The following is a 24701-nucleotide window of genomic DNA, read 5'->3' on the forward strand; positions in this document are numbered from 1 at the left end:
CTCTCTCTACTCTCTGAGTTTTTACGCTAAAACAGATCAACCTGCCTGCTCTGTAGCTCCACCTCTTGGACCTTCTCTTTCTGCTTAGCCATTTTACGTTTATAACGCTGTTTACATAATTGAATCACTTTTTTCTGCTGTGCAATCGTCATATCCATCCAAGTAAAACGCTCTTCGCGCTTACGCATACAGCCATTGCAATACCCTTTGCTGTCTAAACTGCATACGCCGATACAGGGGCTAGGAACTGAAAAAAACTCGAGCTGTTCTATGTCTCCCCCTTAACCGTATTATCGATACTTTTCCATTAAAACCGTACAACTCTCATACGTTACACCATCACTATAGCATAATCAGGAAAAACAACTGAACCCCCTGTTATTTGAGACAAGTCTGACAATTGGCTGACAAGCAGTCACATCTATCGATTATAATTACTACACTCTTTCTGCACCTCTTCAAATTGGAGATACAATGAAAAAACTAATAATTGCAGCATCACTGCCTCTATTTATGGCAGCTTGTGGTTCAACCGCTGATGAAAAACAGATCCAAGTCTCTGCAGAAGCACTTCAGCATCATCACTGGATACTAACCAAAATCGATGGTGAAGCGATCAGTACTCCTGATAAATTTGCTGCTCCTGATCTTGAAATTGGAGAAAACTTCTCGGCCAACGGTAAAGCGGGATGTAATAACTTTTTTGGTCAAGCTGAGCTTAATGATAAAGGTCAGTTCCGCATCGAGAGGATGGGCATGTCGATGAAAGCCTGTCTGGGTGATGTAATGAAAACGGAACAAGTTGTGACGAGTACCCTATCGGATTGGAGTGACATCTCTTTGACCAAAGAGTCGTTAACTTTACAAGGTGAGCAACACCAACTTACTTTCACCTTAAGTGATTGGAAGTAGCTACCAAATGAACGATGTAAAGAGGCCGTCAATAATGACGGCCTCTTTTCTTTCTATTTCGCTAACTGAGCCCTTAACTGTTTTGTTGCCGTGACCATGTTAGTTAACGCCGCTTCAGTCTCCGTCCAATTACGTGTTTTCAGACCGCAATCTGGGTTAACCCATAAACGCTCTACCGGAATTCTATCCGCCGCTCTTTCCAATAACGCCACAATCCACTCTACATCTGGAATGTTAGGTGAGTGAATATCATACACTCCAGGCCCAACTTCATTCGGGTAGTTAAACTCCTCAAACGCTTTGAGCAGTTCCATGTTTGATCGAGAGGTTTCAATGGTGATCACATCGGCATCTAGAGCTGCCACCGAGTCGATAATTTCATTAAATTCGCTATAACACATGTGAGTGTGTATCTGGGTTTCTGGCTTAGCACTGGCCGCCGATACCTTAAAGGCATCCACCGCCCAATCGAGGTACTCTTTCTGCTGTGAACGCTTAAGCGGCAAGCCTTCGCGTATAGCGGGTTCATCAATCTGAATGATATTGATACCTGCTTGTTGCAGATCTCTCACCTCATCTTGCAGAGCTAGCGCCAACTGCTGAGCAATCTCTTTACGACTGATATCTTCACGTGGGAAAGTCCAACCTAAAATGGTTACAGGTCCGGTAAGCATCCCTTTTACCTGCTTACTGGTTAACGACTGAGCATACGTGGTCCACTCAACGGTAATGGCCTGTTCTCTTTCAATATCCGCTGTCACGATCGCCGGTTTAACACAGCGTGAGCCATAGCTCTGTACCCAACCAAATCGTGTGACATCAAAACCCGATAAGTGTTCTGCAAAGTACTCCACCATGTCATTACGTTCCGCTTCACCATGCACGAGTACATCAAGATCCAGTGCCTCTTGTCGCGCTATCGCATCACTAATGTGGCCTTTGATCGCTTGTGTGTATTCGGTCTCACCTAAGCGGCCATTTTTATAGTCACTTCGTTGGCTACGAATTTCAGCGGTTTGCGGAAATGATCCGATGGTCGTGGTCGGCAGCAGAGGCAAGCCAAGTACCTCTTTTTGGTGGTGGGCGCGCTCCGCATACTCAGCACTGCGATCACCAGATTGAGCATCAATCGACTTCACTCGCTGTTTGACCGACGGTTTATTCACATGCTGTGCATTCACACGATTGATAATTGGCTGACTGTATTGCGCACATTGACCAATGGCGATCTCATCTCCATCCAATGCCGCTCCTAATAAGCTAATTTCACGGCACTTCTGTTTAGCAAAAGATAACCAACTGCGTACTTCGGCGCTTAACGCTGTTTCTAAATCTAAATCAACCGGGCTATGCAGCAGTGAACATGAGCTGCCAATCCACAAACGATCGCCTAAGTTTGCTTTCAACGGCTGCAGTTGAGATAGCCATTGGTTCAGATCCGCTCGCCATACATTACGACCATTAACCACACCAGCCGAAAGCACCCAATCAGTTGGCAACTGCTCAACCACAGCCTCAAGTTGGTTAGGTGTCGCTGCCAGATCAATATGCAAACCATTCACTGGTAACTCAATGATCTTGTCCAAGTTATGATCAATAGAATCAAAATAGGTTGTAAGCAGTATCTTTACGTCTCCGGCAATCACCTGGTAAGCGACTTTAAAGGCGTTACTCCAGGCTTTTGGCAACTCTAAAGAGAGAATCGGTTCATCAACTTGCACCCACTCCACCCCTAAACTGGCTAGTTTAGATAAAATGTTCTGATAAGAGATAAGTAGGCGTGGCAATAGAGAGAGTCGTTCAAAACCCTCTTCTACCTCTTTGCCTAACCATAAGTAACTCAGTGGACCTAACAGCACTGGTTTTACTTTATGTCCCAACTTTACGGCCTCTGCCACTTCATCAAATAGCTGAGTCCAACTCACTTCAAATCGCTGCTCTTTAGTAAACTCAGGCACAATATAGTGGTAGTTAGTATTAAACCATTTGGTCATATCCGAGGCCGCCGCCCCACAACCACAATCAGATTGAGATTGCCCTCTACCGACTTTAAACAGGGTATCCAGATCAGAAATGGTGCCATTAGAGTTATGGCGTTTTGGTACATTACCGAGTAACAAACTCGTCGTTAACACATGATCATACCAAGCAAAATCTCCCGCCGAAACGAAATCTAGCCCAGCTCCTGCTTGCTCACCCCAATGGCGATTACGCAATAAACTTCCGACCTCAAGTAGCTCCCGCTGTTCAATTTCACCACGCCAATACTTTTCTAAACTAAATTTCAGTTCGCGCTGTGCCCCTACTCGAGGGTACCCCAATATGTGTGTTGTAGTTTTAGTCATTATTTTTTTCCTTGTATAACCAACTGACGAATTAAGGCGTCTAGATGGCTAAATAATGGCTATTTTATTGATAACAGACAATGTCTAATATTTCATCGTAACTATGAAATTGTTTCAACATTGCAAATATGGTCATTTGGACGTCTAGATGTTTACAAGTCTAAGAATATCTTTTACTGTAGTGACATTAGACTCAGAAATGGCTGAGTATTTCGACATTGAGATAGATAATGATTGAGCTTAAACATTTAAGAACATTAACAAAATTGCGGGACACCGGCTCATTGACAGCAACGGCAACTGCGCTGCATTTAACCCAGTCAGCTCTTTCTCATCAGCTTAAAGATCTAGAGATAAGAATAGGCGGCGCGCTTTTTTTACGGAAGACTCGCCCGGTTAAATTCACCGCTGAAGGGGATATTCTTCTCGGGCTTGCTGACGAAATATTACCGAAGTTAGCTAAAGCTGAACATGATGTGGCGAGCCTAAAAGAGGATCTGAACGGACGACTTCATATGGCCATCGAGTGCCACTCATGTTTTCAGTGGCTTATGCCCGCTCTGAAAGAGTATCAAGTAAGCTGGCCAAGTGTTGCGCTAGACTTCTCGTCTGGTTTCAGTTTTGAACCGCTGCCTGCTTTAGTGGCGGGAGAATTAGACTTGGTGATCACCTCAGACATTCAGCCTCGATCTGAAGTACACTATGAGCCCCTGTTTGATTTTGAAATGAAGTTAATCATGTCAACCAACCATCCGTTGGCCAATCGTAAAACGATCCAACCAAAAGATTTAACGGATCAAACCATGCTCACTTATCCCGTCCCCAAACAGAGACTGGACGTAGTAAAGCACTTTTTGCAACCTGCTGGTGTTGAACCTAATCGTTGGAAACAAGCTGACAATACCTTAATGTTGGTGCAAATGGTGTCGGCGGGTTTAGGGGTAGCAGCGTTACCCAACTGGGCGATCAGTGAGTTTTCAAAGCAGGGATTAATCGTGAGTAAACCGCTAGGCAGTGGGTTATGGCGACGACTGTTTGCTGCCGTCAGAAACTCTGAGCATGACAGGCGCTATCTGCAAGCGTTCTTCTCAACCGCTAAAACGGAAAGTAAAAGCCACCTTGATGAGATCAAGATGGCTTAAAATTTGAATTATCGTGGGTAGGATTTAAACTGATTTGTTAATGGATCATAGTGGTAACCCAATGTATCGAGTTTTCCTACCACACCCTCCATATCCATCTCATACATGCTGATCAGATCATCAAAACTATCGCACTCTAAACGCAACTTTTCATTCACTATACCCAACAAAATTGAGCTGTTCATTTTTGACGTATTGGTTAAATCCATCCTATTTTCCCTCTGAATGCACCTAACCTCAGTTTAGACTCTGTTTACCAAGCTCGCTACAACAAGATAGTTTGTAGCGTTAATGAGGCAGATAACAGACATAACGAGAGTGCAATTTGCATTTTGCTGACAGCTTTTACGCGAATTAAATGCCACACCCAACCGACAACCGCCATCACCAACAACACAAAACTGCTTAATAATATCGGAGTGATTTTCTGCAGTAGCGACGCTTCAAGAGCACTAATCGGAATCAAGGTGGCCAAGATCAATAACATCACAGCCACAGTGCCAATCACTGGTAACAGTTTATGGAAAGCTTGTAGCCGGCTCCTTGCTTGGATAAGAAATAGGTGCGCCAAACTGGAACCTAATATCACCACCACCAGCAGAACAAACAGTAGAGAAAATAGAGTGAACTGCTGAGTGATTAACCACAGCAAGCTCATTACCGCCGTAATACTAGATAGATTAAGCAGTAAGATTGGGCCTTTATCGCGAGTTTTACTGGTTTTCACCTTCACCGTAAAGGCAGCAAGCAAGCTGAGTGGCAGTAGCGCAACCGGAGCAAACCAAGCTGACAAGCCCCAGCCTAAGATGATCAAAGGCAGTACTTTATGAACTCGGCCACGCTGGCCTGGACAGATATCCCCTTTTTGCAGAACCAGAGAGAGTATGAGCTGTGCGCCCAGTAACCCAGGTATAAGAAGATAGTGTGCGTGGGGTATCAAAGTGTCAAAGTACGGCATAGTTGAGTCCTAAATAGTGAGCCGCAAGTATAAAGGGCATCAATAGTTGACTCAAATGCTTTATAAAGAGTTCATTTGCTGCGGATCTGGTATTTTCGACTGCATCAAAGAGAAGATCGACACTAGCATAGCCACAATTAACAATGACGCGCCGAACATTACGCCTAGCCACTGGAAATACTGCCAACAGAGAATCAGATAGAACCCACCTAAACTACCGCCTACGTAATAGTGAACCAGATAGAGTGATGTTGCAGAAGCTTTCGCCCGTTTGGCGTGACGCCCAATCCAACCGTAAGCGATAGAGTGAGTAAGAAAAGCGCCCGTACTGATCAAACACAGACCTATCACCACCGCTGGAATCGAGTCAAACCATGCCACCAATAGGCCACAAGCGAGTATAAGAGTCCCTAATACCATACCTGACTCTGCTCCGTAGCGACGAACCCATTTTCCACTAAGCGATGAACTCACCGTGCCCGCTAAATAGCAGATAAATATCATCGAAGTAATACTGACTGGCAGTGAGAATGGTGCTTCCACTAATCGAAAACCCATGACGGAGTATAAATTGACAAACAGTGCGAAGTTCAAGCCACCAATCCACATTACAGAACGTAGATGCCTGTTTTTCAAATGAAGCCATGCACTTTTTATATGCGCTTTCACTGATACTTTTTTGGCGCAAAAGTGCTGTTGATCCGGAAGCGAAAAGATGACGTAAAGACCAAGTAAAACACTGAAGCCACCAAACAGCAGTTGAGCGTGCATCAGACCAAAGTGATCCGTTAATAGTCCGCCCATGATTCGCCCTACAATTCCCCCTAGCGAGTTAGCACTTATATAGATTCCTATTGCCACACTGAATGCCATAGGAGTTAACTCTTCAGCCATATACGCAACGGCAACGGCCACAAAACCCGCTAATGCCACTCCCATCGCCACTCGTAGAGCGACCAACAGTAAGAAATTGTCTACAAAACTGCCCAAAACAGCCAAGATAGGGATCAACAGCAGACTGATCATAATGACAATCTTCCGCCCAATCATCTCTGACAGAATAGCCCAAGGTACCAGAGAAAAAGCCAAGCTAAATGTACTGGCTGCCAATACCCAGTTAACTTGAATGATGGTGACTTGATAGTGTTCAGCTAAAATCGGTAACAGCGGCTGAAAAAGATATAAATTACAAAAAACCATAAATGAACCAAGGGCTAATGCGGTGGTCACGGTACGATACTGTTGGGTGCCTGCACTGATCATTACTGCCTCTAAAATGCATGGTACGTATACCTAATGGTTGCATTTACAGCCTATCAACATTCTTATGATATGAAAAATATATTAAATGTATTTTTTCAATTTATTTCTTAAATACTTATATTCCCAATAGCGAACTCTAATGGAGTATCACTCTGATTTTTCAGCAGTGACCATCATCAAAGTTGTTACCAACCCATAACAATTGCGTAAAAATTCACTGCTTAATAATTACGCGACCACACCGATTAAACCGTATCCCTCATCCTATAGCATCTATATTTTGCAACATTTACACCCTATTTTTATTACTAGCTGATTACTGGCAAAAATCACCTGCCGAACAAGCATTTAACATGATGATTTTCTCTTTGTCATAGATCACGTCTCTCATCGGTATTTATCATTTTCTATAAATTATTATGTAGAGTTGCCTCGTGAAAGATGTAAGCAAATATGTTGGTACTTAGTCCTTTGAACACTTACAGATTACGAGTATTTAAAGGAGTTGGTATCAACGATTTTTTATTTTTTATCTTATTAAGGAAAACTCTATGTTGGAGTTAATGATCGGACTAATCGTCACCATTGCGGTTGGTTATTTTATTGTTAAAGGCTACAGAGCTGCTGGTGTTTTATTGACTGCTGGTTTGGTTCTATTAATCACTACAGGTCTAATTGGCCATACTGTTTTACCTGCAAAAGTGGCATCAACGGGTAACGTTTTGACCGATTCACTGGAATTTGTTAAATACATGCTGAAATACCGTGGCGGCGGCTTGGGTATGCAGATCATGCTACTGTGTGGTTTTGCCTCTTACATGACACATATCGGTGCTAATAATGTTGTAGTAAAACAATTTTCTAAACCTCTTGCGTTCATCAAATCACCATACATTTTACTTGTTGCGGCTTATATTGTTGCGTGCCTAATGTCTCTTGCCGTGAGTTCTGCAACAGGTCTTGGTGTTCTCTTAATGGCAACCTTGTTCCCAATGATGACAGCGATGGGTATCTCTCGCCCAGCAGCGGTTGCAGTGTGTGCCTCTCCGGCCGCTATCATTTTATCACCGACCTCTGGTGATGTTGTCGTTGCTGCAGAAAAAGCAGGCATGCCATTAGATGTGTTTGCCATTCAAACCGTTCTTCCAGTGTCTATCTGCGCAATTATCGTCATGTCAGCTGCTGCGTATTTCTGGAACATCTATCTGGATAAAAAAGAGAACACGCCAATGGAGAAAGTTGACATCTCTGAAATGGAAGTAAAAGCGCCTGCCTATTATGCAATCTTACCTTTCCTACCAATCGTCGGTGTATTCCTTTTCAATGGTAAAGTGATTCCTGGCTTGTCTTTGGATATCTATACTATCGTTGTTGGCTCTATTTTCGTCGGTGCGTTGGTCAATCTAGCGACTCATCGCTTTAATGGTAAAGAGACATTAGAAGATCTTGAATCTTGCTATGCAGGTATGGCGGACGCATTTAAAGGCGTAGTAATGCTGTTAGTTGCAGCAGGCGTATTTGCTCAGGGTCTAATGTCAATTGGTGCGATTGATAACCTCATTGGTCTGGCAGAAGCCGCTGGTGCAGGTGGTGTTGCGCTGATGCTTCTATTAACGCTATTAACCGTTGCTGCTGCTGTCGCAACAGGTTCTGGTAACGCCCCTTTCTACGCATTTGTTGAGCTTGCTCCACAACTTGCTGGTAAAATGGGTCTTAACCCAGCGTTCCTTATCATCCCAATGTTACAAGCCTCTAACTTAGGTCGTACCATCTCTCCAGTCTCTGGGGTTATAGTAGCGACATCTGGTATGGCAAAGATCAGCCCATTCGAAGTCGTTAAGCGTACTTCTGTACCGGTATTGTTTGGTTTGATTACCGTTATCGTAGGTACATTCGTGCTAGTACCGATGTACGCATAGTATTGCCTCGATAAAAAATGTGTTACGAAAGAGAGCCTAAGCTGGCTCTCTTTTTTTTATTATCAAATTGCGTAACAAATCGGTATAATCTGGCCTCCAAAATTTGAGGTTTTATTATGCATACCAAAGTGACCGCCATTAACGACTACCCAAAGTTCTGGGCAGAATGTTACGGCACAGCCCCTTTTCTTCCAACGTCTCGCCAAGAGATGGACGCATTAGGCTGGGACAGCTGTGACATCATCATTGTCACTGGCGATGCGTATGTAGACCATCCAAGCTTCGGTATGGCGATTATTGGTCGCTTATTAGAGTCACAAGGCTTCCGTGTCGGCATTATTGCTCAACCCGAGTGGAACAATAAAGACGCTTTCATGAGTTTAGGTCAACCCAACCTCTTTTTTGGCATCACCGCGGGTAACATGGACTCCATGATTAACCGCTATACTTCAGATCGAAAACTGCGTCATGATGATGCCTACACCCCTAATAATGAGGGAGGTAAGCGTCCTGACCGTGCGGTATTGGTCTATTCTCAACGTTGTCGCGAAGCCTACAAAGAGACCCCGATCGTCTTGGGGGGTATTGAGGCGAGTCTACGTCGAATCGCCCATTACGATTACTGGTCAGACAAAGTACGTCGCTCGGTGCTCTTTGATGCCAAAGGTGACATTCTGCTATTTGGTAATGCTGAACGTGCGTTAGTTGAAGTAGCTCATCGTCTGGCGAATGGCGAAAACATTAAAGAGATGACCAACATTCGCGGCACTGCTGTGAACTTAGCTGAAGCCCCTGAATACTTTAAAATCATCGACTCTTCACGTATTGAAAAGCCGGGGAAAGTCGCTTACAAACCCGTTAATCCATACGAGTATGAAACCCAGTGCGAAACTGGAAAAGAAGAGAAAAAAGAAGAAAAACCACAAGTGGTCAGTATTCAACCGTCTCGTCATGACTCAAAAACCACAGCGGTACGAATTCCGCCCTTTGAAAAGCTCAATAATGATCGCATTTTATACGCTCACGCGAGCCGCATTATGCACTTGGAAACCAATCCGTACTCAGGCCGAGCTCTGATTCAAAAACATGGTGATCGCGAACTGTGGGTAAACCAAGCACCGATTCCACTCACCACCGAAGAGATGGACTTTGTATTTGGCTTACACTTTTCACGTGTGCCACACCCAATGTATGGCAAAGCGAAAATCCCAGCTTATGAGATGATTAAAACCTCAATAAACATCATGCGTGGCTGTTTTGGCGGCTGCTCATTTTGCAGTATTACTGAACATGAAGGCCGAATCATTCAGAATCGCTCACAAGAGTCGATCATCAACGAGATGGAAGAGATCCGCGATAAAGTGCCAGGGTTTACTGGGACGATTTCAGATTTAGGCGGGCCAACGGCTAACATGTATCGCTTAGGTTGTTCTGATCCTAAAGCGGAGGTGAACTGTCGCCGTCCATCGTGCGTGTTCCCTGAAATCTGTAAAAAACTCAATACCGATCATAAACACACCATCGATCTCTACCGTGAAGCTCGTAAAGTAAAAGGCATTAAGAAAGTGCTTATCGCCTCTGGGGTTCGATACGATCTAGCGATCGAGTCCCCTGAGTATGTGAAAGAGTTGGTCACCCATCACGTGGGGGGGTATTTGAAGATTGCCCCTGAACATACTGAGAAGAAACCGCTTGATCTCATGATGAAGCCGGGTATGGGCTCTTATGACCGCTTTAAAGATATGTTTACCAAATACAGCGCTGAAGCGGGTAAGAAGCAGTATCTGATCCCTTACTTTATTTCTGCCCATCCAGGTACTGAAAATGAAGATATGCTCAATTTGGCCTTGTGGCTTAAAAAGAATGAATTTGAGTGTGACCAAGTACAGAACTTCTATCCATCACCGATGTGTAACGCTACCTCGATGTACTATTCAGAAACTAACCCTCTGAAACGGGTGAAATATAAAAAGCGTGAAGATGTCCCTGTACCAAAAGGTGAGCGTCACCGTCGATTACATAAAGCACTACTGCGTTACCACGATCCTGATAATTGGAAACTGATACGTGAAGAGCTCATCGCGATGGGCAAAAAACACCTCATCGGTGATAGACCTCATTGTCTGGTTCCTGATGAAGGAACGGAAGCTGAAATGACACCAGCACAGCGTCGAGGTTCTGGCCGTCATGGTGCCAAACGATTTGCCACTAAACATACCAAAAATCAGCCTGATATTCGTAAAGATGGCAGTAACAACAATAATCCAAATAAGAAACGAACCAAACCAACGGGTGGAAATACAGGCTCCACCAGCGCACAGAGCATCAGCTCTAAAAGAAAAAAACCCGCCAAGCCGAATTCACGCTCGGGCAGTAATCGAAAAGCGCCAAGAGTATAAATAAGTAATCAGCCCCGTACCTTACGGGGCTTTTTTATGAGCTTATCTTAACCAGTTACGATAAGCTATTCGCCAACCTCTGACTTTAAATGGATTTTAAACCGCTATGTGGATCTTCTTTACTTTTTTAGCCGCGTCAATGCAGGCTTGGCGGAATGCGTTTCAAAGTCAGTTAAGTAAAGAGGTGAATATTGCAGGCGTTACCTTAGCCCGATTTTTATGGGCGAGCCCCATTGCTGCCGCTTACCTTTTTGCACTCTACCTCTGGCAACCAGTGGCCATGCCAACGGTGACTCACCAGTTTATTCTCTTTGTTCTCGGTGCCTCTGCTATGCAGATACTTGCTACCGCACTGATGGTTAAGCTATTCAAGTTGAAGAACTTTGCAGTGGGTGCTGGTCTTGCAAAAAGTGAAGCGTTAGTTGCGGCAGTTTTAGGGGTGATATTCTTTGGTACCCAACTGTCACTGTTAGGTTGGCTTGGGGTTATCGTCGGAGGTATTGCCGTCTTTATGATGAGCAGCAAGCAGGGATTTAGAGGGCTATCGCCACAGACCATATTACTTGGTCTCGCATGTGGTACCGCATTTGCCCTCACTTCTTTGTGGGTTCGCGAAGCCAGTTTACAGCTTACCCTTCCTTTTCAGCATCGTGCGGCATGGGTACTGCTGCTGGTGATTACGATTCAGACCCTTGTTTTGCTTACCTATCTTCTTCTAAAAGACCGTACCGCGTTAAAAGCACTGTTTGATCGTCCAAAATTGACGCTACTGACTAGTACTACTAGCTGCTTAGGGTCTATCGGTTGGTTTAGTGCCATGTCGCTGCAAGCCGTCCCCTATGTAAAAACCTTGGGTCAAGTTGAAGTATTTTTTACGCTACTGGTTGCGACATTCTGGTTAAAAGACAACGTTAAAATTAAAGATATGTTTGGTTTAATTTTGATCGCAGTAGCCGCGATCATGGTGATGTGGAATTAATAACAGCACACCACGAGCCATTACCCATCCCATGAATAAGCCACCGCTATTGGCAGCCAAATCGAGCCATTCACCATAACGGTTCACATAAGGCTGCAATAGCTCAATGCCACCACTGTAGCCAACTAACAGCAACGCAATAAACCAAAGATGCTTAGGTTTTCCTAACGTGATTGGAAACATGAGTGCCGCATAAGCAATAAAATGGTGCAGTTTATCGCTGCCAGGAACATTAGGGGGGAGTTCAGCAAGAGGGAGTAGTGATAACACCGTGATGCTCATCAGCACCGTTAACGCCAGATAAACCCAATAGGTTTCGACCCATTTAATCGTTCGATGAAAGATGGTTAGCAATGCATATCGCCTCTATTTAGGGTTATTTTCACCAATGGTAATCAAATCAAAGCGAGTTGTCATATCAAGTTTAGGATGTTCTGTCCTTAACATGCTAAAATCCTTCTAGACTCAATTAACCGCAGTAAATGACAGGAACACCACGTGACTAATAACGATATTTTAAGACGCATCCGCTACGCTTTCGATTACAGTGACTCTAAAATGATGGCTATTTTCGCCTCTGCAGAACAGACTGTGTCTCGTGAGCAGGTATGTAATTGGCTGAAAGCTGATGATCACGCCGATTATAAAAGCATGCAAGATGTTGATATGGCGAGCTTCTTAAATGGTTTGATCAATCAACTTCGTGGCAAAAAAGAGGGTCCACAGGCGGTTCCTGAGAAGAAGTTAAACAATAACATCATTTTCATGAAGTTAAAGATTGCTTTGAACCTTAAAGCGGAGGACGTGTTAGCGGTAATGGACAGCGCTGATCTGCGTATGAGCAAACATGAACTCAGTGCTTTTTTCCGTAAAGTTGATCACAAACATTACCGTGAGTGTAAAGATCAGATTCTAAGAAACTTCTTGCAAGGTTTGCAACTTAAATTCCGTCAGCAGACAGATAGCGAGTAAGGTCTCAAATCCAATTGTTTAAGGCTAGTCCCTCTAGCCTTTTTTATCTTGGTCACAAAAGTTTCCCACTTAGACTTGTATTATTGCCTTTCTATCTCCATATCTATTTTATAAGCAAACGATTCGAATATTTTTAGAAAACTGTTGTCCTACTATTAGTCACTTAGACGCCTTTGTAACTTTTCGATTTACTAAGTGCACCTAAAAATGGAACAGATTGTTTAAGGAGATTCAATGAATCGATTATTGCGAGCTGCTGTATTAATGGTTTTGGTCTTTGGCCGAGGTCCTGTTCAGGCGTCACCACTTCAAGAAATTAAAGACGCGGAAAACCGTGACACAGAAAGAACTGAAACCAGTAAAAAGGATTTTCAGCACTCACTTAGCGGACTGTATGGCGTGGAAAACCTACTCTCATCCGTCGAGCAACCCTACCAAGATTTCGACGTGCTTTACTCTAAAGCTCATCAAGCTCAATTTGAATTAGAGTCACTGTGTAACTACACGGCACTCCTCTCTCATACTCAGCCTCACTTCTCAGGCATTAAAAGTGAACAACGCGCTAAAATAAAAATTGCCACTGAGTTAAATGGTCAAGTGAATAAAATCACCGATCTAGCAAGAGCGACTATCGTGGCGAATAACGTCAATGATTTAATGGTGGCGTATGAAAATCTGAATCGCGAATCCACCATTGTAAAGGTAAAAAATCGCTTTAAGACACCAGGAGAGTCAGGGTACCGTGATTTGAATTTACTGGTTAAACTACCAAAGACTGGCTTAATTGCAGAAGTTCAGCTTCATCTAGCCGACATTGCCGAGGTCAAAAGTGGCCCCGAACACGCTATTTACGAAAAGATTCAAAAAGTCGAACGGTTGGTTGCCGTTGAACAGAGAGCGTTTTCACCCTTTGAGTTAGCTCAAATAGAGAGTTTGAGAAAACAGTCTCAAGCGATGTATCAACAAGCTTGGCAAACCTATTTAACCCCCAATAGCTCAGCCGCTTAAATCATCCTCAATAACCAGCACGGCATCACGCGGTGCTGGTTTAACACACTAAGCCTCTATCTAAAGCAACCCTCACCAAAGCCGCTGTCGATTTCACCCCAAGTTTGCGTTTTATTCTCAAGCGATGCGTTTCAACGGTACGAACGCTAATGCTCAAATTACGAGCGATGTTCTTATTGCAATCTCCATTAGCTAATGCGGACAACACATCCTCCTCACGTTGAGTCAGATGCTGTTGAACCTCCTCTTTTTGCAGTGCTGTTACACTATCAAGGAGCCGCTGAGAAACGACTGAACTGTAATAGGTTCCTCCTTCAGCAACGGTATGGATCGCTTTTATTAAATCATCTGAAGAGACATCTTTAAGCACATAACCACAAGCTCCAGAGCGCATTGCGCTCACAATAAACTCTTGGCTATCGTGCATAGAAAGAATGATCACTTTAGTGCTACTTTTTCCGGTTTTCAATGCCTCTAACACCTCTATGCCAGTCATTTCTGGCATATTGATGTCCAACAGGATCAGATCGGGTTGAAGTCGCAGTGTCTGCGCCAATGCCTCTGCACCAGTCCCGACACAATCTACTATCGATAACTCTGTCTCTCTCTCTAACCGGGCTTTTAATCCTTCCTGCATCAATAGATGATCATCTGCCAAAATTAATGAAATCATATTGTGTTTATCTCCATCACTACTTTTATCTCAGTCCCTTCACCCAACGTACTGTTGATATAGAAATCTCCCCCTAACTGTTCGATGCGCTCAGACATATTTCTCAGTCCCATTCCGTTAGAGTCTCTGATCTGTTTTCTGTCTTTTATACGTCGTCTAAACCCTTTGCCATCATCTGTTACGGTAAGGATTAAGTGCCGTCCCTCTTGTTGCAAAATAATATCGGCAGCCTGTGCTTGCGAATGTTTCTCAATATTTCTCAATGACTCTTGTATCACTCTATAGAGGGTCGTTTCTGTGGACGCTTTAAGTGTTAAATCATCAATATCGTGCTCAAATAATAGCTCAATTCCAGTCCTTTCTTGTACTTCTGCAATATGGTTATCAATCGCCGCCACTAAGCCTAAGTCATCAAGCAAGGTAGGTCTAAGATCTCGTGAAATTCGTCTGACCTCTACAATAGCATTATCGATAGCTAACTGCCCTGCACCTAACTCACTGCTCTCCATTGGCTCTAGAGGCTCTTTGGACAAGTTATCCAGTCGATATTTGGCCGCTGCTAATAACTGATTAATGCCATCATGCAGTTCTCTAGAGACTCTTGTTCTCTCCGCCTCCTGCGAAACAATTATCTGTTCATTCAATTCCGATAAGCGCTTATCCGCTAATCGCCTAATATTGAGATTCAACGACGCGGCAAGGCCTGAAATGATCGACACCGCGGTGATGATAATAATAAAACTGGCGGCCGCAGACTGTCCGACTCGGCTTTTAAATCCGGCATGCAGTTGGGAGACCTGCAGCTCAATATCATCCATGTAGATACCTGACCCTATCATCCAGCCCCACTTATCCAGTGAAACGGCGTAGCTAAGTTTGGGCAACGGCTCTTCCAGTGACGGTTTATGCCACAGATAATCCACAAAGCCGCCGCCTTGTTGTGCGACGGTGATAAGCTCTTGTAATAACTTTTTCCCCGTTACATCTTCAACATCCCACCAGTTTTTCCCAACACGCTCTGGTTGATAGGGCAACACCAAAGAGTCCCCACTCCATGTATAAGCAAAAAAGTAACCATCCGAGCCATAAGTCATACGATTAAGAAGATCGATCACTTTCTGTTTCGCTTCGCTGTCATGCGGTCCAGCATTCTCATAAATTGGGCCAAATGATCGTTCAGCCAGATCAATGTACTGTTTTAATTCCTGTTTTTTTGCCGCCGTTAAGTTCTCTCTTAAGATGGTCGATTCATACTCCACCAGTTGCTTGGCTTGCGTAAAAAGTAGCAACGCAATAAATCCAGTAATGACCACCATAGGTGCAATTGATAAAACGGCGATTTTTATTTTTAACGTTTTTTTATCAATCGTTTCTACCACTTCCATCACCTCTCGACTGAAATTACGTAGTACTACGTAATTTTTTCGTTATAACTACTTACAAAATTTCAGCAATGATACCCATAGAGCATCGCAGACTAGCTTACTACACTAGAGCATGTAACAAATAATTAACAACCCATAAATGTGATAACCGCTACGACATGAAAAACATGGAGAATACCTAACATGAAAGTTGCAAAAATTGGCCTTTGCGCCGCACTGATCTCCTCAGCACTGTTTACAGCAGGCGCATCTGCTGCAGATAAAAAAGTCTTACTCAAAACCCCTATTGCCTTTGGTAGTCACTTGCCTGCTCTTGGTACACCGATAAAATGGTATGCCGATCAGATCCAAGCGACGTCTGGTGGCAGCATAAAAATGAAGATTTACGAACCCGGTAAATTGGTGAGCCCAACAGAAATCTTAGATGCGGTCTCATCCGGTAAAGTGAACTCTGGTTATGCTACTGCAGGGTACTGGCAAGGTAAGCTTCCAGCGGCCGCACTCTTTTCTGCTGTCCCTTTTGGTCCTGAAGCTGGCGAATATATGGCGTGGTTATACTTTGGTAACGGATTAAAGCTGTATCAAGAGATGTACGATAGCAATGGTTACAATGTGAAGGTGATTCCTTGTGCCATTATCTCTCCAGAAACGTCGGGTTGGTTTAGTAAGCCAATCGAAAAACCTGAAGATCTTAAGGGCCTGACTATGCGCTTCTTTGGTTTAGGTGGTGCCGTCATGGAGAAATTGGGCGTAGGTACCGTGCAATTACCAGGTGGTGAAATATTTGGAGCGCTTGAGAAAGGTGCTATCGACGCCACTGAGTTCTCTCAACCAGCGATTGATCAGCGTTTAGGCTTCCATAAGATCGTTAAATACAACTACTTCCCAGGATGGCATCAACAGTCTACTGTTTTCGAACTTCTGATCAATAAAGACACGTGGAATGGCATGAGCGAAAACCAACAAAAATCGATTGATACCACCTGTCGAGCGACCATGACCTACTCAATTGCAGAAGGTGAATCCATGCAGTTTGATGCCATGGAAAAATTCCAGGAGAAAGGGGTTAAATTCCGCTACTGGAATGATGAGATGCTCACTCTTTTCGAAAATACGTGGTTAGACGTTGTTGAAGAGAAGAAAAAAGAGGACCCATTCTTTGCGAAAGTGTGGCAGGACATGAGTCAATTCCGCAGTCGTTATGATTTGTGGGAGAAAAATGCTTTCTTACCTCGCGCTAAATAGTCATTAACGTTAAGGCTAGCAGGATTGCTAGCCTTTTTCTCTGTTTCACGGAGTCGCATATGAAACACCCTACCCCCTCTTCTGGTTCACTGCTTTTGGCTGAGAAAATAGAGCAGCTTGTTAAAGGCAGTGCCAAAATTTTTGCGTGGGCCAATGTGATACTCATTTTGGTTATTATCACCCAAGTCATCATGCGTAAGGGCTTCTCTAACGGGCTTATCGTATTAGAGGAGTTGCAATGGCACCTCTATGCGATTGCTGTCATGTTCGGTATCTCTTACGCTCAATTGACCAATCAACATGTTCGTGTTGATCTGTTCCACCATAAATTCAGTGAAAGAACCAAGTCCATGGTTGAGATTGCCGGATTGATCTGTCTGGCTATGCCTTTCATTTTTACCGTTATCGTACATTCTCTCGATTTTGTCTACGAATCTTGGCGTATTAATGAACGTTCAAGCGCCCCCTCCGGTTTGCCTTATCGATGGATCATCAAAGGGGTTATTCCCGTCAGTTTCACTCTACTGTTCTTAGCCTGCGTGGCCAAAATAATTCGTGAATGGAATCACTTAAAAGGGAACCTGACTCATGGAAGTTAATGAAATCCTTGTTATCCTTATGTTTTTAAGCTTTATTGGCTTGTTATTTACTGGGATCCCTGTCGCTTATGTTCTTGGCGGAGTCGGTATCGCTTTTGCTGGGGTAGGTTATCTCACCGATCTCTATTTAGATTCGTTTACTGGTTTAGATTTTAATACTCTCGGCTTGATTGTGAATCGCATCTATAAAATCATGGACAATTGGATTTTAGTCGCTCTACCCATGTTTATTTTTATGGGTAATATGCTGGATAAATCCGGCATCGCTGAAAAGCTCATGGCCTCTATGCAACAGCTGTTTGGCCAAGTACACGGCGGGCTCGCGATCACTGTCACGGCGATTGGTATTATCTTAGCAGCTTCAACAGGCATTATCGGTGCCTCTGTGGTGTTATTAACGGTCATGTCTCTACCCACAATGATGCGTCAGGGTTACCACCTGCCCCTTGCACTTGGAACCATCGCTTCAGCCGGAACCCTCGGTATTTTGCTTCCCCCTTCAATCATGCTGGTGATCATGGCAGATCAACTCGGCCTGTCTGTCGGCGATCTCTTTATGGGTGCAGTTATTCCAGGCTTACTATTAGGAGCGATCTACATTGTTTATATCCTCATCGTAGGCATGATTACCCCAAATAAAGCCCCACTGCCTGATAATGTTCAGCCTGTTAATTGGCAAGTCATCTTTTCAGTCTTTAAAGCCATCTTGCCGACTGTTTTTTTGATTTTTACCGTACTGGGCTCTATTTTTGCGGGAGTGGCAACTCCAACAGAAGCGTCTGGCGTCGGTGCACTAGGCGCTACACTCCTTGCTGCATTTAACAAAAAACTCAACCTCAAAGTCCTCAAAGAGGTGATGATCACCTCCTATGGGACCACCGCTTATATTTTCATGATCTTTCTTGGCGCTACCTGTTTTGCACTGGTGCTCAGAGAGTTAGGCGGCGATGAACTGATTGAGTCCACACTCACGGGGTTACCGTTTGGCGCTTATGGCACTATTGCGATTATATTGGCCATCATTTTCATTTTAGGATTTTTCTTAGACTGGATTGAAATCACCTTAATAGCGTTGCCATTATTAGCACCCGTCGTTGCGGGATTGGATCTTGATATCAATGGCCATGATGTTGTTGATAACCCAACCATTGTGTGGTTTGTGATGTTGGTTGCTATGGCCCTACAAACCAGCTTTTTAACTCCTCCTGTTGGATTTGCTCTCTTCTATTTGAAAGGAGTCTGTCCACCTGAGGTTCGGCTAAAGGATATCTACCGTGGAGTCATCCCTTTTATTATCATTCAGCTTCTGGCTTTAGTTGCCTTGGTGATATGGCCGCAATTGGTCCTCTGGTTACCCGCGATCGCTTATGGCTAAACCGTAAAATCACGATAGAAGCTCACAAACTTCCTCCCGGTGGCGAGCCCCATTTGATAGTCGTGCTCAAGATCATCCGCTTTACTCAGCAATGCGGTAGCGACTAGGGGCTCTTCGGGAGCTAATTGGATAACAAAACAGTCGTCGGGAGGCGACTGTAAAAACGTGGAGGTGAGATCATAGGTTTGATAATGAACTAACAGCTGATCAATCAATTGCGAATCGAGTTTTCCTCCTGTTAGCGTGGCTAAGCGGAAAAGATCATTACTGCCAAATAACCAGCGACCCCCTTTAAGTACTTGCTCAACATCAATATCCGCATGTTGCTGAACCAACTCTTTAATTGTCTCTTGCAAAAAACCCTGCCAACCCGTGACCATTTCATCGTAACGATTAGATACTTCGGTTTGAAATCGCTTTAAAGGATGAGACTCTGCGTGCGGCTTAACTACTGCTTTGATTGGTGCTTCAACAGTACCTATCGGTTCGGTTCTAATGGTCACAATAATTCTTGCACCACGTCGCCAAGCTTCCTGTACCGGGATGGCCGCTGATACGCCCCCATCAATCCAATGTTCGCCATTAATAGATATAGGCTCAGGGTATAACATTGGAATGGCACACGTCGCTTTCAATATATCCATTAATGGCGGCGAAGATTGATTAGAAAAGAGAGGAAGATAGCCATCATGCAAGGTTTTTTCATTGGTCACCGCAGCCAACGCGGTCCGATTCGCTAAGGTAAATTTCGCCATATCCATATCGAATTTATGCGGGGCCTGGTTTAGCTGATTGAATGCCCAGTTAAGATCCATGCTTTTACTGTGTCGAACATAATCAAAAAGATTAAAGAATTTAGGATCGGAAATAACATCGGTTAAGTATTTTTTGCCAAAGCCATGTTGTCGACTTAAATAAGCACATAAGTTCACTGCCCCAGCGGAAGTGCCGATAAACAGAGAGAATGGATCAAAACTTGACTCAAGAAAGGCATCAAGCACCCCTGCGGTAAAAATCCCTCGCTGGCCTCCTCCTTGAGCAACAAGCCCTACGGATCCTTGAATGTATTTTTGACACTCAACATAATCAACTACACTCGTTGTATCGGTAAATATTGCACTTCTATTCACTGGCACCTCGCAGGCTATAATTGATAACAGCAGAGTTGAATTATCATGCTAACTCTTTATATACTGTGAATAACTCATTTTAGCTCCTCTATTGATTTTAGCCTATATTTCAATATTTAAGGAACATTCCATGCGACGACTTACCCAACTCTTGGTCCTGTTACTTCTCTCGACCCCAAGTGATGCTAACAGCTACATCACCCCAATGTTTGGCTTCGCTTTTGGTGGAAAGGTCAGTGATAAGCAAGAGGCGGACTATCAGGTAAATGAGAGTTCCAATATTGCCTTTACTGCTGAAACCGATGTAGACCAGGGTCGAATTGGGCTCTTCTACAGCTTACAACAGAGTCATATTGAAAAAACCAACTACGATCTTGATATCAACTACCTGCATTTTCAAAGTGCTCTTAATATACCCCTCACCGCTAAATGGAGTTCATTTTTAGGTCTTAGTGTGGGGGGGACCTATCTAGATGCCGATTGGTTAGATAAAAACCTCGCCTTTTCGGCTGGCGCATTTACAGGTGTACGTTATCAACTTAACGATCAGATAGCACTTCATGCAGAAGGACGTTGGCTCGCCAGTTCAGTAGACAGTGATTTCTCTGCCCTTTGCCAAGGCAGTCCAGAGAGCACTCAGTGTAAATTTAAATTCGAGGGGGATTGGTTGCATCAAGGACAAGCTAATCTTGGCATTACTTTTATATTTTGAGCATATCTCTTATTTATCATCTATTTATTATAGTGATTTATAAAAGATAATATCCCTACAATTGATAACATACTCAACATCAACAGGTCACTGACAACCACTAAGTTAGATAAATTAACTGACAAGTTGCAATATATGAATATATGTGACTGCCTTGTTGTACAGAGTAATCATCCAGCCCCTATTGCATAACATTTATCTGTTCTATATTCTCAGCCTATTGTTGGCGTTTTGTTGTAGATTCCTTCAACATCTCCGTCAATATCTAGATTTAAACACTAATTTATATGCCTTTACTAGGGATATGCAGTACTTAAAGGATTATCTATGAAACGAGAACAGTGGGGATCCCGAGCGGGATTTATTTTGGCAGCAGTAGGTTCTGCTATTGGCCTTGGTAATATCTGGCGCTTCCCCTATATGGCTTATGAAAATGGCGGTGGTGCCTTTTTTATCCCTTACCTTTTTGCCATGCTAACCGCGGGCATTCCATTTATGATAATGGAGTTTGGTATGGGCCATAAATACCGTGGCTCTGCTCCGAAAACATTATCAAGAATAAACAAAAAATATGAGTGGCTTGGTTGGTTTCAAGTGATGATTGCCGCTGTAATTGCTGTCTATTATGTGGCAGTTATTGGCTGGGCAATCTCTTACCTAAGCATGTCATTTACCCAAAGCTGGGGTACGGATACCAATGCGTACTTCTTCAGTGAATACCTTCAACTAGGTGATAACTCACCAAGTCAATTAGGTAGCATTCAGTGGCACATTGCGATTCCGATGGTCATCGCTTGGGCAATCACCTTTGTTGCTATCTTTGGGGGCGTAAAAGCAGGTATCGAACGTGCAAGTAAAATCATGATGCCACTGCTCTTTATTATGGTCGTAGCATTGATTGGACGTATGGCGTTTTTACCAGGAGCAATGGACGGATTAAACTACCTGTTCCAACCTGACTTCAGTAAAATTATTGACCCTAAAGTGTGGTCTGCAGCATACGGACAGATATTCTTCACCTTGAGTGTCGGTTTTGCCATTATGCTTGCTTACTCAAGTTACCTTCCTGAAAAGTCAGATATCAATAATAATGCGGTAATGACCGTGCTTATTAACTGTGGCTTCTCGATTGTGGCCGGTATTTTGATTTTCTCTATCTTAGGCTATATGGCTCAAGAGCAAGGGAAAGAGCTAACCGAAGTGGTAAGTGCCGGTGTTGGGTTAGCTTTTGTTACCATTCCAGCCGCTATCAATCTACTACCAGCGCCTTACATTTTAGGGCCTCTGTTCTTTTTAGCACTGGTTGTTGCTGGTTTAAGCTCCCACATTTCAATCTTAGAAGCTGTTACATCGGCGCTGATCGATAAGCTTAAATGGTCGCGAAAAAAAGCAGCCTCTATCGTTTGCGGAACGGGCTTAGTTATCTCAATGGCCTTTGCAACAAACGGAGGGCTTTTACTGCTTGATTTAGTCGATTACTTTATGAATAACATCGCACTGCTAGCGAGTTGTTTGATTGAACTGCTTATTATGGGTTGGTTGGTTAAGATTTCTGACATTCGTTCATATGTTAACAAGATTTCTGAGTTCTCAATCGGAGTATGGTTCGAGATCTGTATCCGCTTTGTGAGCCCAATTCTATTAGCCATTATTATCGGTACCAACATCGTAAATACTGTCAATGATGGTTACGGCGGTTATGCAACATCAGACCTGCTGATGTTAGGTTGGGGGCTAGTTGCTGCAATGCTAGTGACAGGTATTATCATTAATAAATCAAGCAAGGAGGCATAATATGACTACAGGTGCAATCTTCATGATGGTATTTGGCTTAGGCATTACGTGGGGCGGTGCTGCTTTTTGTATCCGCAAAGCGATGAAAGCAAACCAAAAATAAAATCGTTATACCAATAAAAATGCCAGCAGATTTCTGCTGGCATTCTTTACAACAAAAGCGTGTTGTTAATAAGCGGCTAGATTATGCGTTACCGCGAATCCACTCATCCATTTCAGTTTTTAAGTTATCTGATTTAGTACCGAAGATAGCCTGAACACCTCCAGAAACAACCACAACACCTGCAGCACCAAGCTGCTTCAAACGATCTTGATTAACGGCATCTACATCAGCAACCGATACACGAAGACGTGTAATACAAGCGTCAAGGTTAGTGATGTTCTGTTTGCCACCAAACGCAGCAACTAATTCACCAGCAAGCTCAGAACCCGTTACCACTTCTGTCGTATCATCTTCATCTTCACGGCCAGGGGTTTTCAAATCCATTGCTTTAATAACAAAGCGGAATATGATGTAGTAAACAACGCCGTAAACAAGACCAAGGCCAACAAGAAGAAGCATGTTCTCTGCACGAGGAGATTGAACAATAAAGTCAATGAAACCGTTTGAGAATGTGTGACCATGAACAACGCCTAATGCGTTAGTTAGCATGTATGCAACACCCGCAAGTACCGCGTGGATAGCATAAAGTACAGGTGCAACAAATAGGAATGCGAATTCAATCGGTTCTGTGATGCCCGTTAGGAATGAGGTTAACGCAGCAGAAGCCATGATACCCATTACTTTAGCGCGGTTTTCAGGTTTCGCTGAATGTGCAATTGCAATTGCAGCAGCAGGAAGACCAAACATTTTGAATAAGTAACCACCAGCTAGCTGACCGAAACCATTACCCGCAGCGCGAGAAGCATCATCAGCAGTTAGGAAACAAGTCATGATACCATTTACTTGCTCACCAGCGCTGTTCATACAAGAACCCGCTTCGTAGAAGAAAGGTACATTCCAGATATGGTGAAGACCAAAAGGAATTAGAGAACGTTCAACAACACCATAAATACCAAATGCCATTACTGGGTTTTGGTTTGCAGCCCAATCAGAGAATGCCGCAATTGCGCCACCAATTGGAGGCCAAATGACTGAAAGCACTAGACCTAAAGCAATCGAAACAAAACCCGTTACGATTGGCACAGCACGCTTTCCAGCGAAGAATCCTAGGTACTCAGGAAGTTGAACACGGTAGAACTTATTGAAAGCCCAACCTGCAACACCACCAGCAAGGATACCACCAAGAACACCAGTCTCGATGCCATCAACCCCCATTACTGTCGCCATCACTTTAAGTGTAGCAACCATGATTCCATAACCAACAACAGCAGCTAAACCAGCAACACCATCATTTTTTGTAAAACCCAGTGCGGTACCTACAGCAAATAGCAGAGCCATCTGACCGAATACAGAACCACCAGCTTGCTCCATTAAGTGAGAAACCACGTCAGGAAGGAAACTAAAATTAGCAGCACCAACCCCCAATAAAATACCCGCAACCGGAAGTACCGATACGGGTAACATTAATGCTTTACCTACCTTTTGTAAGTTTGCAAATAAGTTTTTGAACATTTTTCTCTCCTGATAACAAATATCAATTAATGGTCTAAGTTGCAGCCCCCCATCGGCATAGCCTTAGCACCACGTATGTAATTTTCAGTGTCAGTATAGAATCTAAAAAATCAAAAAACATGATGGCGATCATGCATATAATTCAGGGTGCAAAATAAATCAATAAGTGTGATATCGATCTCATTTCCACCAAGATACGAAAACATTGAAAATCCATTTAACCTACTGATTAATAATTATTTACAGCCTAAAATTTAAAATTGTGTGTTTTTGTAA

The 24701-nt window shown here is 43.5% G+C and carries 23 protein-coding genes; 13 read left to right on the plus strand and 10 right to left on the minus strand.

The annotated features are described in order from the left end of the window. Positions 1–26 precede the first annotated feature (26 nt). The gene (locus tag L4C32_RS06695) at positions 27–272 is read right to left on the minus strand and encodes a DUF1289 domain-containing protein (protein ID WP_428196117.1); all 246 of its coding nucleotides are present in this window, start codon (positions 270–272) and stop codon (positions 27–29) included. Positions 273–474: 202 nt separating this feature from the next. On the opposite strand from L4C32_RS06695, the gene L4C32_RS06700 reads away from it, so the two are divergent. Beyond that, complete coding sequence (locus L4C32_RS06700) at positions 475–912, plus strand: META domain-containing protein (protein WP_428196094.1); 438 nt, start codon at positions 475–477, stop codon at positions 910–912. 53 nt (positions 913–965) lie between these two features. Here the strand turns inward: L4C32_RS06700 and metE are convergent, their stop codons facing one another. Further along, positions 966–3257: a 5-methyltetrahydropteroyltriglutamate--homocysteine S-methyltransferase gene (metE, locus tag L4C32_RS06705; protein ID WP_428196095.1), complete on the minus strand. Its 2292-nt coding sequence runs from the start codon at positions 3255–3257 to the stop codon at positions 966–968. 230 nt (positions 3258–3487) lie between these two features. On the opposite strand from metE, the gene L4C32_RS06710 reads away from it, so the two are divergent. Beyond that, entirely contained in the window at positions 3488–4399 is a 912-nt protein-coding gene (locus L4C32_RS06710) for a LysR substrate-binding domain-containing protein (protein WP_428196096.1), read from the plus strand. Between the two features lie 8 nt (positions 4400–4407). Here the strand turns inward: L4C32_RS06710 and L4C32_RS06715 are convergent, their stop codons facing one another. Genes L4C32_RS06715 through L4C32_RS06725 form a run of 3 tightly spaced genes read right to left on the minus strand, consistent with a single transcriptional unit; the run spans position 4408 to position 6620 of the window. Next, positions 4408–4608, minus strand: a complete 201-nt coding sequence (locus L4C32_RS06715; protein ID WP_428196097.1) for a DUF4250 domain-containing protein — start codon at positions 4606–4608, stop codon at positions 4408–4410. A 56-nt stretch (positions 4609–4664) separates the two neighbouring features. Next, positions 4665–5357 carry a hypothetical protein gene (locus L4C32_RS06720; protein ID WP_428196098.1) on the minus strand — a complete coding sequence of 231 codons (693 nt, stop codon included), beginning with the start codon at positions 5355–5357 and terminating at the stop codon, positions 4665–4667. A 60-nt stretch (positions 5358–5417) separates the two neighbouring features. After that, complete coding sequence (locus tag L4C32_RS06725; protein WP_428196099.1) at positions 5418–6620, minus strand: MFS transporter; 1203 nt, start codon at positions 6618–6620, stop codon at positions 5418–5420. A gap of 551 nt (positions 6621–7171) precedes the next feature. Here L4C32_RS06725 and dcuC point away from each other — a divergent pair. From dcuC to L4C32_RS06740, 3 genes are all read left to right on the plus strand, one after another. Next, positions 7172–8539: an anaerobic C4-dicarboxylate transporter DcuC gene (gene dcuC, locus L4C32_RS06730; protein WP_428196100.1), complete on the plus strand. Its 1368-nt coding sequence runs from the start codon at positions 7172–7174 to the stop codon at positions 8537–8539. 116 nt (positions 8540–8655) lie between these two features. Next, positions 8656–10938: a YgiQ family radical SAM protein gene (locus L4C32_RS06735; protein WP_428196101.1), complete on the plus strand. Its 2283-nt coding sequence runs from the start codon at positions 8656–8658 to the stop codon at positions 10936–10938. A 106-nt stretch (positions 10939–11044) separates the two neighbouring features. Then, a complete protein-coding gene (locus L4C32_RS06740) occupies positions 11045–11917 on the plus strand; it encodes a multidrug transporter (protein ID WP_428196102.1) in 873 nt (290 codons plus the stop codon). On the opposite strand, the gene L4C32_RS06745 is transcribed toward L4C32_RS06740, so the two are convergent. After that, positions 11873–12271 carry a VanZ family protein gene (locus L4C32_RS06745; RefSeq protein ID WP_428196103.1) on the minus strand — a complete coding sequence of 133 codons (399 nt, stop codon included), beginning with the start codon at positions 12269–12271 and terminating at the stop codon, positions 11873–11875. The two genes, L4C32_RS06740 and L4C32_RS06745, sit on opposite strands and share 45 nt — an antisense overlap. Positions 12272–12415: 144 nt before the next feature. Between L4C32_RS06745 and L4C32_RS06750 the strand changes: the two genes are divergently transcribed. Both L4C32_RS06750 and L4C32_RS06755 read left to right on the plus strand, forming a co-directional pair. Next, positions 12416–12889 carry a YehS family protein gene (locus L4C32_RS06750; protein WP_428196104.1) on the plus strand — a complete coding sequence of 158 codons (474 nt, stop codon included), beginning with the start codon at positions 12416–12418 and terminating at the stop codon, positions 12887–12889. Between the two features lie 234 nt (positions 12890–13123). Beyond that, positions 13124–13897: a nucleotidyltransferase family protein gene (locus tag L4C32_RS06755; protein ID WP_428196105.1), complete on the plus strand. Its 774-nt coding sequence runs from the start codon at positions 13124–13126 to the stop codon at positions 13895–13897. Between the two features lie 40 nt (positions 13898–13937). Here L4C32_RS06755 and L4C32_RS06760 read toward each other — a convergent pair whose 3' ends face one another. Together L4C32_RS06760 and L4C32_RS06765 are read right to left on the minus strand one after the other, a co-directional pair. Continuing rightward, entirely contained in the window at positions 13938–14570 is a 633-nt protein-coding gene (locus tag L4C32_RS06760) for a response regulator (protein WP_428196106.1), read from the minus strand. Then, the gene (locus L4C32_RS06765) at positions 14567–15949 is read right to left on the minus strand and encodes a cache domain-containing protein (RefSeq protein ID WP_428196107.1); all 1383 of its coding nucleotides are present in this window, start codon (positions 15947–15949) and stop codon (positions 14567–14569) included. Before L4C32_RS06765 ends, L4C32_RS06760 begins: the two co-directional genes overlap by 4 nt. Positions 15950–16138: 189 nt before the next feature. On the opposite strand from L4C32_RS06765, the gene L4C32_RS06770 reads away from it, so the two are divergent. Genes L4C32_RS06770 through L4C32_RS06780 form a run of 3 tightly spaced genes read left to right on the plus strand, consistent with a single transcriptional unit; the run spans position 16139 to position 19174 of the window. Next, positions 16139–17200, plus strand: coding sequence for a TRAP transporter substrate-binding protein (locus L4C32_RS06770; RefSeq protein WP_428196108.1), 1062 nt, complete (start codon positions 16139–16141; stop codon positions 17198–17200). Between the two features lie 59 nt (positions 17201–17259). Beyond that, a complete protein-coding gene (locus tag L4C32_RS06775) occupies positions 17260–17799 on the plus strand; it encodes a TRAP transporter small permease subunit (RefSeq protein ID WP_428196109.1) in 540 nt (179 codons plus the stop codon). Beyond that, entirely contained in the window at positions 17789–19174 is a 1386-nt protein-coding gene (locus tag L4C32_RS06780) for a TRAP transporter large permease (protein WP_428196110.1), read from the plus strand. Before L4C32_RS06775 ends, L4C32_RS06780 begins: the two co-directional genes overlap by 11 nt. On the opposite strand, the gene L4C32_RS06785 is transcribed toward L4C32_RS06780, so the two are convergent. Further along, positions 19171–20304 carry a patatin-like phospholipase family protein gene (locus L4C32_RS06785; RefSeq protein ID WP_428196111.1) on the minus strand — a complete coding sequence of 378 codons (1134 nt, stop codon included), beginning with the start codon at positions 20302–20304 and terminating at the stop codon, positions 19171–19173. The two genes, L4C32_RS06780 and L4C32_RS06785, sit on opposite strands and share 4 nt — an antisense overlap. A 130-nt stretch (positions 20305–20434) precedes the next feature. Here L4C32_RS06785 and L4C32_RS06790 point away from each other — a divergent pair, with 130 nt between their 5' ends. The 3 genes from L4C32_RS06790 (at position 20435) to L4C32_RS06800 (ending at position 22913) form a co-directional block, all read left to right on the plus strand. Next, positions 20435–21016, plus strand: a complete 582-nt coding sequence (locus L4C32_RS06790) for a porin family protein (RefSeq protein WP_428196112.1) — start codon at positions 20435–20437, stop codon at positions 21014–21016. Positions 21017–21343: 327 nt separating this feature from the next. Further along, positions 21344–22810: a sodium-dependent transporter gene (locus L4C32_RS06795; RefSeq protein WP_428196113.1), complete on the plus strand. Its 1467-nt coding sequence runs from the start codon at positions 21344–21346 to the stop codon at positions 22808–22810. 1 nt (position 22811) lies between these two features. Next, positions 22812–22913 (plus strand): MetS family NSS transporter small subunit, encoded by a 102-nt coding sequence (locus L4C32_RS06800; RefSeq protein ID WP_428196114.1) that lies wholly within the window; start codon positions 22812–22814, stop codon positions 22911–22913. Positions 22914–22994: 81 nt separating this feature from the next. On the opposite strand, the gene ptsG is transcribed toward L4C32_RS06800, so the two are convergent. Beyond that, positions 22995–24425, minus strand: a complete 1431-nt coding sequence (gene ptsG, locus L4C32_RS06805) for a PTS glucose transporter subunit IIBC (protein WP_428196115.1) — start codon at positions 24423–24425, stop codon at positions 22995–22997. Between the last annotated feature and the right edge of the window lie 276 nt (positions 24426–24701).

Origin of the sequence: Aliivibrio kagoshimensis (assembly GCF_050337105.1) — a bacterium.
GTDB classification, from domain to species: Bacteria; Pseudomonadota; Gammaproteobacteria; order Enterobacterales; family Vibrionaceae; genus Aliivibrio_A; species Aliivibrio_A kagoshimensis.

Coding starts and splice junctions, on each gene's coding strand:
- L4C32_RS06700 (WP_428196094.1), top strand. CDS start 475: ATGAAAAAACTAATAATTGCAGCATCACTGCCTCTATTTATGGCAGCT.
- metE (WP_428196095.1), bottom strand. CDS start 3,257: ATGACTAAAACTACAACACACATATTGGGGTACCCTCGAGTAGGGGCA.
- L4C32_RS06710 (WP_428196096.1), top strand. CDS start 3,488: ATGATTGAGCTTAAACATTTAAGAACATTAACAAAATTGCGGGACACC.
- L4C32_RS06715 (WP_428196097.1), bottom strand. CDS start 4,608: ATGGATTTAACCAATACGTCAAAAATGAACAGCTCAATTTTGTTGGGT.
- L4C32_RS06720 (WP_428196098.1), bottom strand. CDS start 5,357: ATGCCGTACTTTGACACTTTGATACCCCACGCACACTATCTTCTTATA.
- L4C32_RS06725 (WP_428196099.1), bottom strand. CDS start 6,620: ATGATCAGTGCAGGCACCCAACAGTATCGTACCGTGACCACCGCATTA.
- dcuC (WP_428196100.1), top strand. CDS start 7,172: ATGTTGGAGTTAATGATCGGACTAATCGTCACCATTGCGGTTGGTTAT.
- L4C32_RS06735 (WP_428196101.1), top strand. CDS start 8,656: ATGCATACCAAAGTGACCGCCATTAACGACTACCCAAAGTTCTGGGCA.
- L4C32_RS06740 (WP_428196102.1), top strand. CDS start 11,045: ATGTGGATCTTCTTTACTTTTTTAGCCGCGTCAATGCAGGCTTGGCGG.
- L4C32_RS06755 (WP_428196105.1), top strand. CDS start 13,124: ATGAATCGATTATTGCGAGCTGCTGTATTAATGGTTTTGGTCTTTGGC.
- L4C32_RS06760 (WP_428196106.1), bottom strand. CDS start 14,570: ATGATTTCATTAATTTTGGCAGATGATCATCTATTGATGCAGGAAGGA.
- L4C32_RS06770 (WP_428196108.1), top strand. CDS start 16,139: ATGAAAGTTGCAAAAATTGGCCTTTGCGCCGCACTGATCTCCTCAGCA.
- L4C32_RS06775 (WP_428196109.1), top strand. CDS start 17,260: ATGAAACACCCTACCCCCTCTTCTGGTTCACTGCTTTTGGCTGAGAAA.
- L4C32_RS06780 (WP_428196110.1), top strand. CDS start 17,789: ATGGAAGTTAATGAAATCCTTGTTATCCTTATGTTTTTAAGCTTTATT.
- L4C32_RS06790 (WP_428196112.1), top strand. CDS start 20,435: ATGCGACGACTTACCCAACTCTTGGTCCTGTTACTTCTCTCGACCCCA.
- L4C32_RS06795 (WP_428196113.1), top strand. CDS start 21,344: ATGAAACGAGAACAGTGGGGATCCCGAGCGGGATTTATTTTGGCAGCA.
- L4C32_RS06800 (WP_428196114.1), top strand. CDS start 22,812: ATGACTACAGGTGCAATCTTCATGATGGTATTTGGCTTAGGCATTACG.
- ptsG (WP_428196115.1), bottom strand. CDS start 24,425: ATGTTCAAAAACTTATTTGCAAACTTACAAAAGGTAGGTAAAGCATTA.